Origin of the sequence: Pseudomonas sp. MYb2 (assembly GCF_002979955.1) — a bacterium.
Taxonomy (GTDB): Bacteria; Pseudomonadota; Gammaproteobacteria; order Pseudomonadales; family Pseudomonadaceae; genus Aquipseudomonas.
Genome location: NZ_PCQC01000010.1, coordinates 1 through 15719 on the forward strand (window position 1 = coordinate 1; position 15719 = coordinate 15719).

The window sequence follows — 15719 nt, forward strand, 5'->3', positions numbered from 1 at the left end:
CTCCAGCCGATGCGCCAGCGAATGGCTCCAGCCAAAGCCCAGCCCGACATCGATCTCGACGGCGCTCGAGCGATACAACCGGGTGAACCCGAACGGCAGCACGCCATCGAGCACCGCATCGGTCAGGGTCAGCAGTTCTTCGCCGGTGACCATCGACACCGGACAACCATCGGTGCAGGTCAGCGGTACGCAATCGGCGCTGTCGCCGTTGGGGTTTTTTGCTTGATCGGGTGAGTCATCGTGATGCTCATGCCGCTGCAATTGAGCCATGCCGCGTGACTTGTCCCGCGCGATAGGCAGGGGATTAGCCACCTTCAAAACCATGGAGTCAGCCTGGCGAATGTTCAACGCAATGGCTGGCGTCGGTTTCAACTCGACATCACGCGCGTTAACCGCGAGCGGCTTCAGCACGCGCGCATGCCCGCTCAGCTCGGACGCCGGGTTCAGCTCCGCCAACCGCGACGCCGAAGCCGTCAACCATTCCCGCGCCCGCGGCGACTTGATCTTCGCCAATACCTTGCTGCTCAAGCGCATCTGCACACCGACGCCGCCACACACCCTCATCAACAGAAAGCTGATCAGCAGTTCGACGCGAACTTCGGCGACTACTTCCGCCAGGTACTGCGGTGGCAACATCTTCAGCCAACTGGTAAATGCCGCCAGATGAATGAACAGCAGCGGCTCATCACTGAGCATCAGCAAAGCGTTGGCGATGGCTTCGCTGGAGGCTTGCAGCAGCGCCGCAAGTTCAACCGGGCTCAGGTAGTCCAGGAGTTTTTCGCTGTTGGCCTGCAAGTCGGCGAGGAGAGCGAACAGTTGCTTGATGTCATCCCAAACCCCGTTCAGGACATTCTCGAATCCGCGCCAGTCTGCCTGCTGCAACTGACCATAACGGTCAAGAAATCCGGCGCTGGAAAACTCCTTCCACTGCGGCTGAAACCCAGTCCACTCGTCACGCAGCCAACCTTCCAGATGGGCGAGCGTTGCCTCGTAGGAGGCATACAGCGTCCGCACATGCTCGGCGCAAACATCGGGAAAGAAGGTGATGCGATAACGCTGGCCCCGATCGCAGTCGGCCACTTGCAGAATGCCGCTCGAACCGATGGTGTAGTACAGCGGCTCGCCAAAGGTCAGGACGCCGTCGATTTCAGCCAGCACCGGTTCGAGTGTTACCGGGGTATCGCCGATCGGCACGAACCGAGCCGCGTCGAACATGTGCACCAGCGTCAACGGCCCGCTGGCCGGACACATCGCCACCGATGAACTGATCGGTTGACGAGACTTGATCGGTGCGCTGAGGCGTACGTCGTTGCCGACGGTGAACACTTGTTCGGCATCCAGCGCCGTCCCGGTCCAGAACTGCTCGGCCCAGGCCTCGTAGTCGTTGAGGCACAGGCGAAACTCCCTGATCAGGCTTTCAAAATCCGGATGCCGGGGATTGAGCGCTGCAACTACCAGCAGGCCGATGCTGTTGTTCAGGGCCAGTAACCGATCGGTCTCAAGCATTCGCAGTCTCTCGCGCACGTCAAAAAAGGTGCGGGGACTTTGCTGGGGATGAAAAAGGAAAGAAGTCGGGTAAGTAGGTGATGCCTGTAGGATGTTTCGCTAAATGCTTGCGAGTAGTTCATCGGTTCAACGGAGATTGCCCGTTGCCCAATGTCCTTCGCGCTCGTTATGCTGCTGAACCCTTTAATCAGATCCGAGCAGCGACCTGCTTCAGGCGCCTGGGATGTCTTTTTTAACGGATCCGATGATGAATGCACCGCTGAAGGCGTTCGGCCCGATCAAGGCCGTGATTTTCGATATGGACGGTTTGCTGCTGGACACCGAGGGCATTTACACCGAGGTCACCTCGCTGATTGCCCAGCGTTACGGGCGCACCTTCGACTGGAGCGTCAAGCAGAACATCATCGGTCGCGGTGCCAACGATCTGGCGAACTACGTGGTGCAGGCGCTGGATCTGCCGATCACCGCCGAAGAATTTCTGGTGATCCGCGAGCCATTGATGCGTGAGCGTTTTCCCACTGCGCAAGCGATGCCGGGTGCCGAGGAACTGATCCGTCACCTCAAGGCGCACAACATTCCCATCGCGGTGGGCACCAGTTCGTCGCGCCAGTCGTTTGGCCAGAAAACCACGCTGCACCGCGACTGGTTTGCGTTGTTTGATTACATCGTTACGGCGGACGACCCGGAAGTCGGCGCAGCTAAACCTGCTCCGGACATTTTCCTCACTGCTGCCCGGCGTCTGGGCGTTGCACCTGAAGATTGTCTGGTGTTCGAGGATTCGCCATTTGGCGTGACCGCCGCGAAAGCCGCCGGGATGACTGCCATCGCCATCCCTGATGCGGCCATGGCCGATGAAAAATACGCACACGCTGACGGGATTCTTCGTACGCTGAAAGCCTTCACACCGAGTGTCTGCGGCTTGCCGGCGCTGGAATGGGCTTGAACACCTGACACAGAAAAACGCCGCCCCTCTGTAAAAAGAGGGGCGGCGTTTTTCGTTCAGGCGATTCGGAAACAATCAGGCGCCGAAACCACCGTCGATGGTCAGGCTGGCACCGGTGATGTAACCGGCTTCCGGGCCCGCCAGATAAGCGACGAAGCTGGCGATTTCCTCGGCTTTACCGTAGCGACCGACGGCCATCAGCGGGATCAGGCTTTCGGCGAAGTCACCCTGCGCCGGGTTCATGTCGGTGTCGACCGGGCCAGGTTGCACGTTGTTGACGGTGATGCCGCGAGGGCCAAGATCGCGGGCCAGGCCTTTGGTCAAACCGACCAGCGCCGATTTACTCATCGCATACACACCGCCGCCGGCGAAGGGCATGCGGTCGGCGTTGGTGCTGCCGATGTTGATGATGCGTGCGCCTTCGCCCATGTGTTTGGCGGCTTCCTGCGAGGCGATGAATACGCTGCGAATGTTGATCGCCACAGTCTGGTCGAAGTCTTCGAGTTTGAAGTCTTCCAGTGGTGCGACGGCCAGTACGCCAGCGTTGTTAACCAGAATATCGACTCGGCCAAAGGCTTCGACGGTGGCGTTGACGGCGTGGCGAATGGCGGCGGCATCGGCGCTGTCGGCTTTGATCGCCAGAGCTTTGCCACCGTTGGCGGTGATGCTGTTTTGCAACTCTTCAGCTTTCGCGACGGAGCTGACGTAAGTGAAGGCTACTGCAGCGCCTTCAGCGGCGAGACGTTTGACGATGGCAGCGCCGATACCACGGGAACCGCCTTGAATCAGAGCGACTTTACCGCTGAGGTGTTGAGTGGTCATGTTCGATCTCCAGAGTGTTCAAGGCGGGAGTGCCTTGGTATTGGTGGCGAGTATCGGCTTGGTATCGACAACTGTGTAGACCATGATTGCTATAGTCTGTGTAAACCAGAAGTTTATAGTGGCGATCATGGAAACCTTCAGCAGCATCGAATGCTTCGTGCGCAGTGCCGAGGTCGGCAGCTTTGCCGAAGCCGCGCGGCGCTTGAGTCTGACCCCGGCGGCAGTCGGCAAGAGTGTGGCCAAGCTTGAAGTGCGGCTTGGCGTACGGCTGTTCCAGCGTAGTACACGCAGCCTGACGCTAACCGAGGCCGGACAACTTTTCCTCAATCAGGTCAGTGGCAGCCTGACCACTATTCAAAATGCCGTGGCCAATCTGTCCAGTGTCGAAGGGCTTCCGGCGGGAACTCTGAAGGTGAGCATGGGCGCAGCGTTCGGCTGTCTGCACATCGTGCCGATGCTCGGAGAGTTTTTGCGGCGATATCCGGCGATCAACCCGGACTGGCATTTCGATAATCGACAGGTCGATCTGATCGCCCAGGGCTTTGATGCGGCCATCGGTGGCGGTTTCGAACTGCCGCAAGGCGTGATCGCACGCAAGTTGAGCCCGGCGCATCGGATATTGGTCGCGTCCACCGACTATTTACAGGCTAATCCCGTGATCGCCGAGCCGGACGACCTCAGCCATCACGACGGCATTCTGATCCGCTCGCCGCAAACCGGGCGTGTGCGTTCTTGGCAATTGACCGGGCGCAATCCGCAGAATTGTCGGCCGTTGACGCTCAAGGCGCGAATGACCATGAGTGATTCCGAGGCCGCTTGCAGGACGGCGGCGCAAGGCTTGGGGATTGCGCTGGTGAGCATGCCGTTTGCGGTGGGGTATCTGGAGTCAGGGAGGCTGCAGCGGGTGTTGCCGGACTGGTTTGTCGATGATGGCAATATTTCGATTTACTACGCCGAGCATAAGTTGTTGCCGGGCAAGACGCGGGCGTTTGTGGATTTTGTGATTGAGCAGTTTGCGGAGCGGGGGTTGGCGCGGCGGTTCAGTGCGATTTGAGCAAGGCATCAGACCGAGGTGTGGCCATCGCGAGCAGGCTCACTCCTACATTGGAATGCGTCCGCCTGTAGGAGTGAGCCTGCTCGCGATGAACGATAACGCGGTCTAGCGGGCAAACCGCCGCGGCCAGCCAATGATGTTCTTCGGTCGCGGCGTCGCATACGTTCGCACCTTCGACGTCGACAAGCGCAAGCGCACTAGCGATTCCGCAATCGTCACCGCTGCCGTCACGCCGTCCACCACCGGCACGCCGGTACGTCGACGAATCTGTTCATCCAGCCCGGCCATGCCGCCGCAACCCAGGCAAATCACCTCGGCTTTATCCTGCGTCACCGCCAGTTCCGCCTGTTGCACGATGGCTTCCAGCGCACGCTGCGGCTCGTGTTCCAGCTCCAGAACAGCCAAACCACTGGCACGCACTGAAGCGCAGCGATCCCACAGACCGGACAATTTCAACCGATCCTCAATCAGCGGCACGGTGCGATCCAGCGTGGTCACCACCGAATACGCGTGGCCGAGAAACATCGCCGTACTCGCCGCCGCATCAGTGATATCCACCACAGGAACGTTGAGTAATTCCTGCAAACCTTCACGGCCATGTTCGCCATAACCGGCCTGAATCACCGCATCGAACGGCTGATCGTAGGCCATCACCCGATCCATCACCGCGATGGCCGCCAGGTAGCTTTCGAAATTGCCTTCAATCGAGTCGGCGCCAAAGAACGGCGTCAAACCGACGATTTCAGTACCCGGTGAAGCGACAGCCTGCGCCGAGCGGGCGATGGCATCGGTGATGGATTCGGTGGTGTTGACGTTGACCACGAGAATACGCATGGGGAAATCCTTATAGCGGGCAGTTCTGCGACCCGAAGTCCGGGCCGCGAGGGAGTTAATGGCAGACGTTGTCGACCGCAATGGATTCGCCACTGACGTCGGCGTAGTGCGGCTGGCGTTTGGCGATGATCAGGTAAAGCATTCCGGCAATCCCCGCACCGATCAGCCAGGAGAACGGCGAGACGTTGTGGAAACCGGGAACCAGCGCGAGGACGATGGCGATCAGCGCCGCAGGAATAAACGCCGCCACCGCACGGAAATTGATCCCGCGGCTGTAGTAATAAGCGCCGTTGGGATCTTCGCTGTAGAGCTGCGGGACGTTGATCCGGCCTTTGCGGATCAGCCAATAGTCGACCATGATCACGCCGTACAGCGGGCCGAGCAGGGCGCCGAGGCCGGACAGGAAGTACACGATCACCAATGGGCTGTTGTAGAGATTCCACGGCAGAATCAACACGGCGATGGTGGCGCTGATCAGCCCGGCGCGGCGGAAGGTCAGGTATTTTGGCGCCAGGTTGCTGAGGACGAAGGCCGGAGCGACGAAGTTGGCCATGATGTTCACCGCCACTGTGACGATCAGAAACGCCAGGCAACCGAGCACCAGGAAGAACGTGTTGGGGATCGAGGCGATGATCTCGGTCGGGCTCTCGATGATCCGGCCATTGATCTGAAATTGTGCACCGCAGAGCAGGACAGTAATCGCGGCGAACACCAGAATATTCACCGGCAAACCCCAGAAATTTCCTACCTTTATGGTCTTGCGGCATGGCGAAGAGCGGGCGAAGTCGCAGAAATTGAGGATCAACGTGCCGTAGATCGCCAGCCACAACGCGCCGCCGGCAAAGATGTTGCGCCACATCTCGCCACCGGTCAGTGGCTCGCGAGTCGACCAGGCGATGGTCGCGTTGGCCTGGAAGTACATCCACGCGGCAAGCGCAGCGACGGTCAGCAGAATCACCGGTCCGGCAAAGGCTTCGTAGCGGCGCACCATTTCCATGCCGTAGGCAAGGATCGCCAGTTGCACGAACCAGATCGCCACGAAACACACCCAGCCCAAAGTCGACAGGCCAAGAATCGAGTTGTGGTCGTATTCGGCGAAACCGGGGTGTACCGCTGTGAGCAATACGCGAAAGACCACCGAGGCCAGGTACGTCTGAATACCGAACCAGGCAATGGCGATAACCGCCCGGATCAACGCAGGAATCTGCGCCCCGTGAATGCCGAAACTGATCCGGCTGATGACCGGAAACGGCACGCCGGTTTTCTGTCCCATGTAGCCGGACAGGTTCATGAAGAAATACACCAGCGCCGCGCCGATCCCCAGCGACAACAGAATCTGCCAGCCACCCAGGCCCAACGCGTACAAGCCGATGGCGAAGGAGTAGTTGGCGATGTTGTGCACGTCGTTCGTCCACAGGGCGAAAATGCTGTATTTGCCCCAGCGTCGACCTTCGGCCTTGGTCGGTGCCAGGTCGCTATTGTGCAGGCGCGGACTGAGTTTTAGCGGCTCGATGAGTCCGTCATGGGGTAACGGTTGGGTAACGGGAGAGGCGGGCAGATTCAGCGCGATGTTATTGGAGAGACTTGTACGCATTCCGGCAGGCTCCTGATGTTCAGGGCCGCGATGACTGTACATAAGCCGTCAGGCTCGACAAATCTTCGTCGCGGCAGTGAAAAACATCACTGGTTACGGGGCATCTGCAGCCTGTACGGGATAGGGCGCTTCAGGCTTGCGGATCGAAAGTGTGGGTATGTTCTGCAGTTTTGTATACAAAACATGTATGCACTAAAGCCAGATTTGTGCCAGTTAGCGGTCTATGCGCAGCTGTGCTCATTTCGAAAAGTTATCGATGCACGCTAAGTCTTTGAAAATAAGTGGTTAAAAATTGACCGTTTGAACAGGTATTTATTTTTGATGAGGGATTTTCAGGAAAGGCGAGAGCGAGGGGTTTTCAGGCGGGATGTAACTTTTCAGGGCGCGGAAACAAAAAAGTGCACACATAAATGGCACCGATGGTGACATTCGTGTGTACACATTTATTGAGTCGCTAGTGACCTTTGTAGGAGTGAGCCTGCTCGCGATAGCGGTGTATCAGCCAAAAAAATCATCGGATGATAAACCGCTATCGCGAGCAGGCTCACTCCTACAGGGGGAAATCAGCGCGGCAGGGAGTTACGCCTTGCTGATGATATTCCCCGCATGCAGCCCGCATTCTTTCTGCGTGGCTTCTTCCCACCACCAGCGACCTTCACGCTCATGCTGGTTCGGCAGAACAGGGCGGGTGCACGGTTCGCAGCCAATGCTGATGAAGCCGCGCTCATGCAGGCTGTTGTACGGCAGCTCGAGCATGCGGATGTAGCCCCAGATCTCTTCGCTGGTCATCTGCGCCAGCGGGTTGAACTTGTACAGGGTGCGTTCCGGCGTGGAGAACGCGCCGTCGATTTCCATCACCGCCACGGCGCTGCGGGTGCCGGGGCTCTGGTCGCGGCGCTGGCCGGTAGCCCAGGCTTTGACGGTGGACAGTTTGCGGCGCAGCGGCTCGATCTTGCGGATGCCACAGCATTCGCCGTGGCCGTCCTTGTAGAAACTGAACAGGCCTTTTTCCTTCACGAACGGTTCCAGTTTCGTGTAGTCCGGCGAGACGATTTCGATATCGATCTTGTAGTGCTCGCGCACCTGCTCGATGAAGCGGTAGGTCTCCGGGTGCAAGCGGCCGGTGTCGAGGCTGAACACCTTGACGTTTTTGTTGAGCTTCCAGGCCATGTCCACCAGCACCACATCCTCGGCGCCGCTGAAAGATATCCACAAGTCATCGCCGAACTCGGCAAACGCGAGTTTGAGGATGTCTTGCGCGGATTTGTTGGCATAGGTCGTGGCGAGTTCCACGACGTCGAACGTTGCACTCATCAGGGCGGCTTCCTACAGGTCAGTGGCGCTGGGCGCTCTATATGGGGCCGATGGTAACAAAAAGCTGCGTGGCTCGGGGTGCGCTGTGCGTTGCGCGAGTGGATTTGAGCCGCTAGAGTTCGGCCTCGCTCGACTCAAATAATCAATACAAACGGGAGTGTCTTGTGGAAATTGCTTGCCTGGATCTTGAAGGAGTGTTGGTGCCGGAAATCTGGATCGCCTTCGCCGAAAAAACCGGAATCGACTCTCTCAAGGCCACCACCCGGGACATTCCCGATTACGACGTGCTGATGAAGCAGCGTCTGCGCATCCTCGACGAGCACGGCTTGAAGCTGTCCGATATTCAGGAAGTGATCGCCACGCTGAAGCCGCTCGACGGCGCGGTGGAGTTCGTCAACTGGCTGCGTGAGCGCTTTCAAGTGGTGATTCTGTCGGATACGTTTTATGAGTTTTCCCAGCCGCTGATGCGTCAGTTGGGCTTCCCGACCTTGCTTTGCCATCGTCTGATCACTGACGAAACCGGGCGGGTGACCAGCTACCAGTTGCGGCAGAAAGACCCCAAGCGCCAGTCGGTGCTGGCGTTCAAGAGCCTGTATTACCGGGTGATTGCGGCGGGGGATTCGTATAACGATACGACGATGCTGGGCGAGGCGGATGCGGGGATTCTGTTTCATGCGCCGGAGAATGTGATTCGCGAGTTTCCGCAGTTTCCGGCGGTGCACAGCTTTGCCGAGTTGAAGCAGGAATTCTTAAAGGCCTCCAACCGCGACCTCAGCCTGTAAGCCTGGCTACCTGATGATCGTTCCCACGCTCTGCGTGGGAATGCCTCAATGGACGCTCCGCGTCCGCTTGGGACGCGGAGCGCCCCGGGCTGCATTCCCACGCGGAGCGTGGGAACGATCATTGCTCAGAGGTTTTGCAGGGTTTCGAGGAGGATTCTGACTTTAGTAATCGACTCCTGATACTCGGCCTGCCAATCAGAATCCGCGACAATCCCGCCACCGCCCCAGCAGCACACCTGCCCATCCTTGACCAACAGACTGCGAATGGCGATGGAGCTGTCCATCTCGCCGCGCACGTCGAGGTACAGCAACGAGCCGCAATACAATCCGCGCCGGGTCGGCTCCAGCTCATCGATGATCTGCATCGCACGAATCTTCGGCGCGCCGGTGATCGAGCCGCCGGGGAAGCTGCCGGCAATCAGATCCAGTGCGTCGCGATCATCCGCCAGATCACCGGTGACGCTGCTGACCAGGTGATGCACGTTCGGATAGCTTTCCAGACTGAACAGCTCCGGCACGCGCACCGAGCCGATGCGGCAGGTGCGCCCGAGGTCGTTGCGCAGCAGGTCGACGATCATCAGGTTTTCTGCGCGATCCTTGGGGCTGGCCAGCAGTTCGGCGGCGTTGGCGGCATCTTCTGCTGGAGTCAGGCCACGGGGGCGAGTGCCTTTGATGGGCCGGGTTTCGACTTGGCGCTGGCTGACTTTGACAAAGCGCTCGGGCGACAGGCTCAGCACTGCGTCGCCACCGGACAGGCTCTGGAAGCCGGAGAACGGCGTGGGGCAGGCTTCGCGCAATTTGCAGTAAGCCAGCCACGGATCGCCCTGACACGCCGCGCGAAAGCGCTGGGCGAAGTTGACCTGATAGCAGTCGCCGGCCTGGATGTAATGCTGAATGCGTTCGAAGGCCTGACGGTAATCGTCGGGCGAGAGGTCGGCGGTCATCGGATTGTTCAGTTTGAACGGTACCAATGTGTCTGTGTGTGGCTGAGTGAGCAGCGCTATCAGCCGTTGCTTCTCGCTATCGATCACCGACGGGTGGAAGACCAATTGGCTGGTGGCGGACTGGTGATCGCTGATCAGTGCCCAGTTGTACAGGCCAAAACGTGCATCCGGTAATTGCAGATCATCGCGAGCCTGGCTCGGCAGGTTTTCCAGATGCCGGCCGAAGTCATAGCTCAGATAGCCGATCAAGCCGCCAGCGAATGGCAGTTCGAAACCCGCTGGTAAATCAGCCTCACCGAGGCGATTCAGATTGTCACGCAGACGTTGCAGGAAATGGCTGCCGCTCTCGTCCGGCAATACCGCCAGTTGTTCCAGCGGCCAAGCGCTGAGCAGGTCATAACGGCCACGGTCAGCGCTCGGGCGGCCACTGTCGAGCAGCACGGCGCCGGGGGCGTTGCGAATGGCCGCGAAGTAGTCGGCGGGATTGGCGCGGTAGGGCAGCGGGTGTACGGAACAGGTCAGCATGGGCGGGGCAGATCGGCCGTGGAGGCGGGGTGGGGATTGTAGTCCTCTCTCGGCTGTCAGATCAAAATCAAAAGCCTACCCCCTCACCCCAGCCCTCTCCCCCAAGGGGGCGAGGGGGAAAGGGAGCCGATTGGGGGCTTTACTGATCGTTCCCACGCTCTGCGTGGTAACGCCGCCATGGACGCTCTGCGTCCACTGTGACGCGGAGCGTCACGGGATGCATTCCCACGCAGAGCGTGGGAACGATCATCGGGGGAGATCAGCCTTCTACGGCAGGAATATGCCCAAACATTTCCTGGGTAAACGCCACGCGCTCTTCAACCGATTCCGTCACCCCACGCGCCTTCAGCTCTTCCAGCCGCGCTTCAACCGCATGCGTACGCAACGTCAGCCCACAATCATTGGCAATCTGAATATTCAACCCAGGCCGCGCATTCAACTCTAGAATCAGCGGACCCTTCTCCTGATCCAGCACCATGTCCACGCCGATATAACCCAACCCGCACAGCTCATAGCAGCCAGCGGCGAGTTTCATGAAACCGTCCCAGTAGGGCAGTTGCACGCCGTCCACCGCGTTGGTGGTGTCGGGGTGTTTGGTGATGATGTTGTTCAGCCAGGTGCCGCGCAGGGTCAGACCGGTCGCCAGATCGACACCGACACCGATGGCGCCCTGGTGCAGGTTGGCCTTGCCGCCGGACTGCCGGGTCGGCAGGCGCAACATCGCCATCACCGGATAACCCATCAGCACGATGATGCGAATGTCCGGCACGCCTTCGTAGCTGATGCTTTTGAAAATCTGATCCGGCGTTACCCGGTATTCGATCAGCGCCCGATCACGATGGCCGCCCAGCGAGTACAAACCGGTAAGAATGCTTGAGATGTGATGCTCAAGCTCTTCGTGGGCAATGATCTTGCCCGATACCGTGCGGTAGCGGCCTTCGAAACGGTCGGCGACAACGATGATGCCGTCACCGCCGGCGCCCTGGGCCGGTTTGATCACGAAGTCGCTGCGCCCGCCGATGATCTCGCCGAGCTTGTCGATTTCCTTCTCGGTGGAGATCACGCCATACAGTTCCGGCACGTGAATGCCGGCCGCGATGGCGCGCTCCTTGGTGATGATCTTGTCATCGACGATCGGGTACAGACTGCGCTTGTTGTACTTGAGCACGTAGTCGGCGTTACGCCGATTGATGCCCATGATGCCCCGCGCCTCCAGGGCCTTCCAGGTCTTCCAGAAACCGAACATCAGGCGTCAGCCTTCTTCAGGAAAGCCTTGAAGCGCACCAGTTCCGTCAGGCGGTAGCCGCGATAACGCCCCATCGCCAGCATGAAGCCCACCAGGATCAACAGGATCGCCGGGAAGGTGAACACGAAGTAGACCAGTTCAGGCACGGTCATGATCAGGTGCGCCAGGGACGCGGCGAACAGCGTGCCAATCGCGACTTTCATCGCATGGCTGGCGCCGCGCTCTTCCCAGGTGATCGACAGGCGTTCGATGGTCATGGTCAGAATCACCATCGGGAACAGTGCCACGGACAAGCCGCGCTCCAGACCGAGTTTATGGCTGAACAGACTGATAGCCGCGATCAGTACCACGACAAAGGTCAACACCACCGACAGTCGCGGCAGCATTTGCAACTTCAGGTGTTCCAGATAAGAACGTAATGACAGGCCCAGCGCCGTAATCACGGTAAACAGCAAAATGCCGAAGCCCAGTTGCGTTTCACGGAAGGCGAGGGCGATCAGTACCGGGGTAAACGTGCCGAGGGTCTGCAGGCCAATCAGGTTGCGCAGGATCAGGATCACCAGCACGCCGATCGGGATCATCACCATGATCATGAAGGTCTGCTGGGTCTGCAGCGGCAAGCCGTACAGCGAGTATTCGAGGAAGTTGGCGTCGGTGTTTTCGTCGGTCAGCTTGGCCAGACGAATCGCGTTCATCTCGCTGTTGTTCAGGCTGAAGGTCACGTTGGCTTTCTTGCCGCCGTCGACGGTGATCAGGTTTTCATCGCCGGTCCACCACAGCAGGCGGTCGGTCGGCAGGCCTTGCTCGCCGGTTTCCGGATTGAAGTACAGCCAGTCGTTGCCGTTGAAGCTGCGCAGCCACAGTTCGGGCATTTGCGGCTGATCGGCGACGAGGCGGATGGTGTGGACTTTTTCCACCGGTACGTGGGCGATGGACAGCAGCAGTTCAACGATTTTGGCTTTGTGCGCGGTCGACGGATCGCCGGCCAGCAGCAGTTTCACGTTGTCATCGTTGAGGTTGTTGACGCGTTTGATCGCCTCGCCGATGAAGGTTTCGACGTCAGCCGAGTGCTGGCGGATCGGCGCGAGCAGGGCTTCGGCGGCGATTTTTTCCGGGCCTTCGATGGCGATGCTGTCGCGGAAGGTCGGGCCTTTGATCTTGGTTTTTTCCGCGGTGTAACGCTTGGTCAGCACCAGACGGTAATAAAGCGTCTGGTTGCCCTTCGCGCGACGGGCCGACCAGGTCACCTTGCGGTTGCCGTCGACGCGGTTGACGGCGACGCCGTAGTTATTGGAGATAAAGCTTTCGTTGAGGCTGACGTAATCGCGGCTCAATGGCGGCACGAACATCTGGATCTTCACCGGATCCTTGGTGCTGGCGACGAACTCGACCTTGGCGTCGATGTTCCACAAGTCGTCGGTCGCATCTTCGGTCACCGGGATGCCGAGTACGAAAATCTGATAGGCCGTAACCGAAACGCCCAGCAGCACCAGAATGGTGATCAGGATTTTCAGGTGGAAGGTTAGAGAACGCATGGAAATTACTCGGCGGTATGAGCGGCGATGGTGCAGGCGGGTTTGCCGGCAGCGTATTTAAGACTGGGGTCGACCAGCGCATCGAAGCGTTTCAGCGCCTCGGAGCCAATCAAAAGCGGGTATTGGAACGCACTTCGGTCGGTCAGGTTCACTTCGATGCTGCGCATTGCCGTGCCCATGCAGATATCCAGCTCGATCACCGGACGGGCGGTGTACTTCTTGCCTTCTTCCGGGTCGTAGTCGCCGGCACGGCGCTTGATCTTGCTGACCCGGGCCAGTGGCCGTTCGATCGGGTGCGAATGCGCGGCGTCGATGGCCAGGTAGAAACGTACCCAGGACTCGCCGTTGCGTTTGAAGCGTTTAATGTCGCGGGCACTCAGCGAGGCGGTTTTCGCGCCGGTGTCGAGTTTGGCCGCGACTTCCAGATTGATGCCGTCAAGCGAAGCGTATTCGTTGAGGCCGTACACGGTTTTTTCCCCCGCGGCGGCGAGGCCGGGCAGGCAAAACAGGGCAAAGAATGTGGGGAAGGGCTTGAGTCTCATAAATCCTGGTGCGCAGCGTTCCGTTTTCGGTTCAGGTCCTTGGCAAAACTTGCGCAAGGCCCTTCGTGTGCCTATCAGCTTTTTATGACAAGCCGTACAAATGGCCAGCAAATGCGGGCGGCATTCTAGCACGGTGGGTTTATGGCGCCAGCGCTTGGGCCGGTCTATAAAAGATCAAAAGATCGCAGCCTTCGGCAGCTCCTACATTGGATTTGCGTGCGCCCTGTAGGAGCTGCCGAAGGCTGCGATCTTTTAAGGTTATTAGACGATTGTCGACAATACCTATTTATCCTTTGACTGATGCGGGCGAATTGGCTAGTTTTTGCCGCATTGGATTTAAAGGTGTCGACAATCATGCTGGATCAACTCGATCCCCCGGTCATTAGCGGCGACGATTCCGAGACGCTTTCGGAAAACGTCTTCCGGCGCATTCAAGCGGCCATCGTCAAAGGCGAGATCGCGCCAGGCAGCAAGATCTCCGAGCCGGAGCTGGCGCGCACCTACGGCATCAGCCGCGGGCCGTTACGTGAGGCGATCCATCGTCTCGAAGGCCAGCGCCTGCTGGTGCGCGTACCGCATGTCGGCGCACGGGTGGTATCGCTCAGCCATGCCGAATTGCTCGAACTCTACGAAATCCGCGAATCCCTCGAAGGCATGGCCTGCCGTCTGGCGGCCGAGCGCATGAGCGTCGAAGAAATCGACGAACTGCGCCGCGTGCTGGAAACCCACGAGCGCGACGCGGCGTTTCAGGCTGGCGTCGGCTATTACCAGCAGGAAGGCGATTTCGACTTCCATTACCGGATCATCCAGGGCAGCGGCAACCGTACGCTGACGCAGATGCTCTGCGGCGAGCTGTATCAACTGGTGCGCATGTACCGCATCCAGTTTTCCACCACACCGAACCGCCCGCGTCAGGCGTTTGCCGAACACCACCGGATTCTCGATGCCATCGCCGACCGTGACGGCGAGCTCGCGGAATTGTTGATGCGCCGTCACATCGGCGCCTCGAAACGCAACATCGCCCGTCATTACCAGGACGGCGCCCACAATAAGACAGCCACTGAACGAGGTGAGTCATGAGTTCCAAGCACAGCACTCCAGGCCAGCGTTTCCGCGATGCGGTCGCCAGCGAGCATCCATTGCAGGTGGTCGGCGCGATCAACGCCAACCACGCGCTGCTGGCCAAGCGCGCCGGTTTCAAGGCGATCTACCTATCCGGTGGCGGGGTGGCCGCAGGCTCGCTCGGCGTGCCGGACTTGGGCATCACCGGCCTGGATGACGTGCTGACCGACGTGCGCCGTATCACCGACGTTTGCGATCTGCCGCTGCTGGTCGATGTGGACACCGGTTTCGGCTCGTCGGCATTCAACGTGGCGCGCACCGTCAAGTCGATGATCAAGTTTGGCGCGGCGGCGATTCACATTGAGGATCAGGTTGGCGCCAAGCGTTGTGGCCACCGTCCGAACAAAGAGATCGTCAGCCAGCAGGAAATGGTCGATCGCATCAAGGCTGCGGTTGATGCGCGTACCGATGACAGCTTCGTGATCATGGCGCGCACCGATGCGCTGGCGGTGGAAGGTCTGGAATCGGCACTCGATCGCGCTGCCGCGTGCATCGAGGCCGGCGCCGACATGATCTTCCCGGAAGCCATCACCGAACTGGAGATGTACAAGCTGTTCGCCAACCGCGTGAAAGCGCCGATCCTGGCCAACATCACCGAGTTCGGCGCGACGCCGCTGTACACCACCGAGCAACTGGCCGGCGCCGATGTGTCGCTGGTGCTGTATCCGCTGTCGGCGTTCCGCGCGATGAACAAGGCGGCGGAAAACGTCTACACCGCCATCCGCCGCGATGGCACGCAGCAGAATGTCATCGACACCATGCAGACTCGCATGGAGCTTTACGATCGCATCGATTACCACACCTTCGAGCAGAAGCTCGATGCGTTGTTTGCCGCGAAGAAATAAAGATCAAAAGATCGCAGCCTGCGGCAGCTCCTACACAGATCCCTGTAGGAGCTGTCGAGTGCAACGAGGCTGCGATCTTTTCGCCACACTCCCTAACAAATTCAAGATTGG

General features: G+C 59.2%; 14 protein-coding genes. 5 read left to right on the top strand and 9 right to left on the bottom strand.

Features of this window, described 5'->3' with window-relative positions:
* On the bottom strand, positions 1-1506 hold a 1506-nt coding region (locus CQ009_RS17680; protein WP_256585450.1), incomplete at its 3' end, for a DUF6531 domain-containing protein.
* Positions 1507-1753: 247 nt separating this feature from the next.
* On the opposite strand from CQ009_RS17680, the gene CQ009_RS17685 reads away from it, so the two are divergent.
* Positions 1754-2449, top strand: coding sequence for an HAD-IA family hydrolase (locus tag CQ009_RS17685; RefSeq protein WP_105707837.1), 696 nt, complete (start codon positions 1754-1756; stop codon positions 2447-2449).
* 75 nt (positions 2450-2524) lie between these two features.
* Here the strand turns inward: CQ009_RS17685 and CQ009_RS17690 are convergent, their stop codons facing one another.
* Positions 2525-3271, bottom strand: coding sequence for a 3-oxoacyl-ACP reductase family protein (locus CQ009_RS17690; protein WP_105707839.1), 747 nt, complete (start codon positions 3269-3271; stop codon positions 2525-2527).
* A 127-nt stretch (positions 3272-3398) separates the two neighbouring features.
* Here CQ009_RS17690 and CQ009_RS17695 point away from each other — a divergent pair, with 127 nt between their 5' ends.
* Positions 3399-4325 carry a LysR family transcriptional regulator gene (locus tag CQ009_RS17695; protein ID WP_105707842.1) on the top strand — a complete coding sequence of 309 codons (927 nt, stop codon included), beginning with the start codon at positions 3399-3401 and terminating at the stop codon, positions 4323-4325.
* Positions 4326-4430: 105 nt separating this feature from the next.
* Here CQ009_RS17695 and CQ009_RS17700 read toward each other — a convergent pair whose 3' ends face one another.
* From CQ009_RS17700 to CQ009_RS17710, 3 genes are all read right to left on the bottom strand, one after another.
* Positions 4431-5159 (bottom strand): aspartate/glutamate racemase family protein, encoded by a 729-nt coding sequence (locus tag CQ009_RS17700; RefSeq protein ID WP_105707845.1) that lies wholly within the window; start codon positions 5157-5159, stop codon positions 4431-4433.
* 55 nt (positions 5160-5214) lie between these two features.
* Positions 5215-6753, bottom strand: a complete 1539-nt coding sequence (locus CQ009_RS17705; RefSeq protein WP_105707846.1) for an NCS1 family nucleobase:cation symporter-1 — start codon at positions 6751-6753, stop codon at positions 5215-5217.
* A gap of 579 nt (positions 6754-7332) precedes the next feature.
* On the bottom strand, positions 7333-8067 hold the full coding sequence (locus CQ009_RS17710; RefSeq protein ID WP_064391253.1) for a phosphoadenylyl-sulfate reductase: 735 nt from the start codon (positions 8065-8067) through the stop codon (positions 7333-7335).
* Between the two features lie 164 nt (positions 8068-8231).
* Between CQ009_RS17710 and thrH the strand changes: the two genes are divergently transcribed.
* A complete protein-coding gene (thrH, locus tag CQ009_RS17715; protein WP_105707848.1) occupies positions 8232-8849 on the top strand; it encodes a bifunctional phosphoserine phosphatase/homoserine phosphotransferase ThrH in 618 nt (205 codons plus the stop codon).
* A gap of 125 nt (positions 8850-8974) precedes the next feature.
* On the opposite strand, the gene pabB is transcribed toward thrH, so the two are convergent.
* From pabB to CQ009_RS17735, 4 genes are all read right to left on the bottom strand, one after another.
* Positions 8975-10318 carry an aminodeoxychorismate synthase component I gene (pabB, locus tag CQ009_RS17720; protein WP_105707850.1) on the bottom strand — a complete coding sequence of 448 codons (1344 nt, stop codon included), beginning with the start codon at positions 10316-10318 and terminating at the stop codon, positions 8975-8977.
* A 259-nt stretch (positions 10319-10577) separates the two neighbouring features.
* Positions 10578-11564 carry an alpha-L-glutamate ligase-like protein gene (locus tag CQ009_RS17725; RefSeq protein ID WP_064391256.1) on the bottom strand — a complete coding sequence of 329 codons (987 nt, stop codon included), beginning with the start codon at positions 11562-11564 and terminating at the stop codon, positions 10578-10580.
* Entirely contained in the window at positions 11564-13099 is a 1536-nt protein-coding gene (locus CQ009_RS17730) for an inactive transglutaminase family protein (RefSeq protein ID WP_008080999.1), read from the bottom strand. Before CQ009_RS17730 ends, CQ009_RS17725 begins: the two co-directional genes overlap by 1 nt.
* Positions 13100-13104: 5 nt before the next feature.
* On the bottom strand, positions 13105-13641 hold the full coding sequence (locus CQ009_RS17735) for an ATP-dependent zinc protease (protein WP_053116866.1): 537 nt from the start codon (positions 13639-13641) through the stop codon (positions 13105-13107).
* A gap of 357 nt (positions 13642-13998) precedes the next feature.
* On the opposite strand from CQ009_RS17735, the gene CQ009_RS17740 reads away from it, so the two are divergent.
* Positions 13999-14721 (top strand): GntR family transcriptional regulator, encoded by a 723-nt coding sequence (locus tag CQ009_RS17740; RefSeq protein WP_172828118.1) that lies wholly within the window; start codon positions 13999-14001, stop codon positions 14719-14721.
* On the top strand, positions 14718-15608 hold the full coding sequence (prpB, locus tag CQ009_RS17745) for a methylisocitrate lyase (RefSeq protein WP_034152882.1): 891 nt from the start codon (positions 14718-14720) through the stop codon (positions 15606-15608). The genes CQ009_RS17740 and prpB overlap by 4 nt, the downstream gene beginning before the upstream one ends.
* Positions 15609-15719 lie beyond the last annotated feature (111 nt).

What these genes read in the sequence shown, in the direction of transcription:
- CQ009_RS17685 (WP_105707837.1), top strand. Translation starts at nt 1,754, where the DNA reads ATGAATGCACCGCTGAAGGCGTTCGGCCCGATCAAGGCCGTGATTTTC.
- CQ009_RS17690 (WP_105707839.1), bottom strand. Translation starts at nt 3,271, where the DNA reads ATGACCACTCAACACCTCAGCGGTAAAGTCGCTCTGATTCAAGGCGGT.
- CQ009_RS17695 (WP_105707842.1), top strand. Translation starts at nt 3,399, where the DNA reads ATGGAAACCTTCAGCAGCATCGAATGCTTCGTGCGCAGTGCCGAGGTC.
- CQ009_RS17700 (WP_105707845.1), bottom strand. Translation starts at nt 5,159, where the DNA reads ATGCGTATTCTCGTGGTCAACGTCAACACCACCGAATCCATCACCGAT.
- CQ009_RS17705 (WP_105707846.1), bottom strand. Translation starts at nt 6,753, where the DNA reads ATGCGTACAAGTCTCTCCAATAACATCGCGCTGAATCTGCCCGCCTCT.
- CQ009_RS17710 (WP_064391253.1), bottom strand. Translation starts at nt 8,067, where the DNA reads ATGAGTGCAACGTTCGACGTCGTGGAACTCGCCACGACCTATGCCAAC.
- pabB (WP_105707850.1), bottom strand. Translation starts at nt 10,318, where the DNA reads ATGCTGACCTGTTCCGTACACCCGCTGCCCTACCGCGCCAATCCCGCC.
- CQ009_RS17725 (WP_064391256.1), bottom strand. Translation starts at nt 11,564, where the DNA reads ATGTTCGGTTTCTGGAAGACCTGGAAGGCCCTGGAGGCGCGGGGCATC.
- CQ009_RS17730 (WP_008080999.1), bottom strand. Translation starts at nt 13,099, where the DNA reads ATGCGTTCTCTAACCTTCCACCTGAAAATCCTGATCACCATTCTGGTG.
- CQ009_RS17735 (WP_053116866.1), bottom strand. Translation starts at nt 13,641, where the DNA reads ATGAGACTCAAGCCCTTCCCCACATTCTTTGCCCTGTTTTGCCTGCCC.
- prpB (WP_034152882.1), top strand. Translation starts at nt 14,718, where the DNA reads ATGAGTTCCAAGCACAGCACTCCAGGCCAGCGTTTCCGCGATGCGGTC.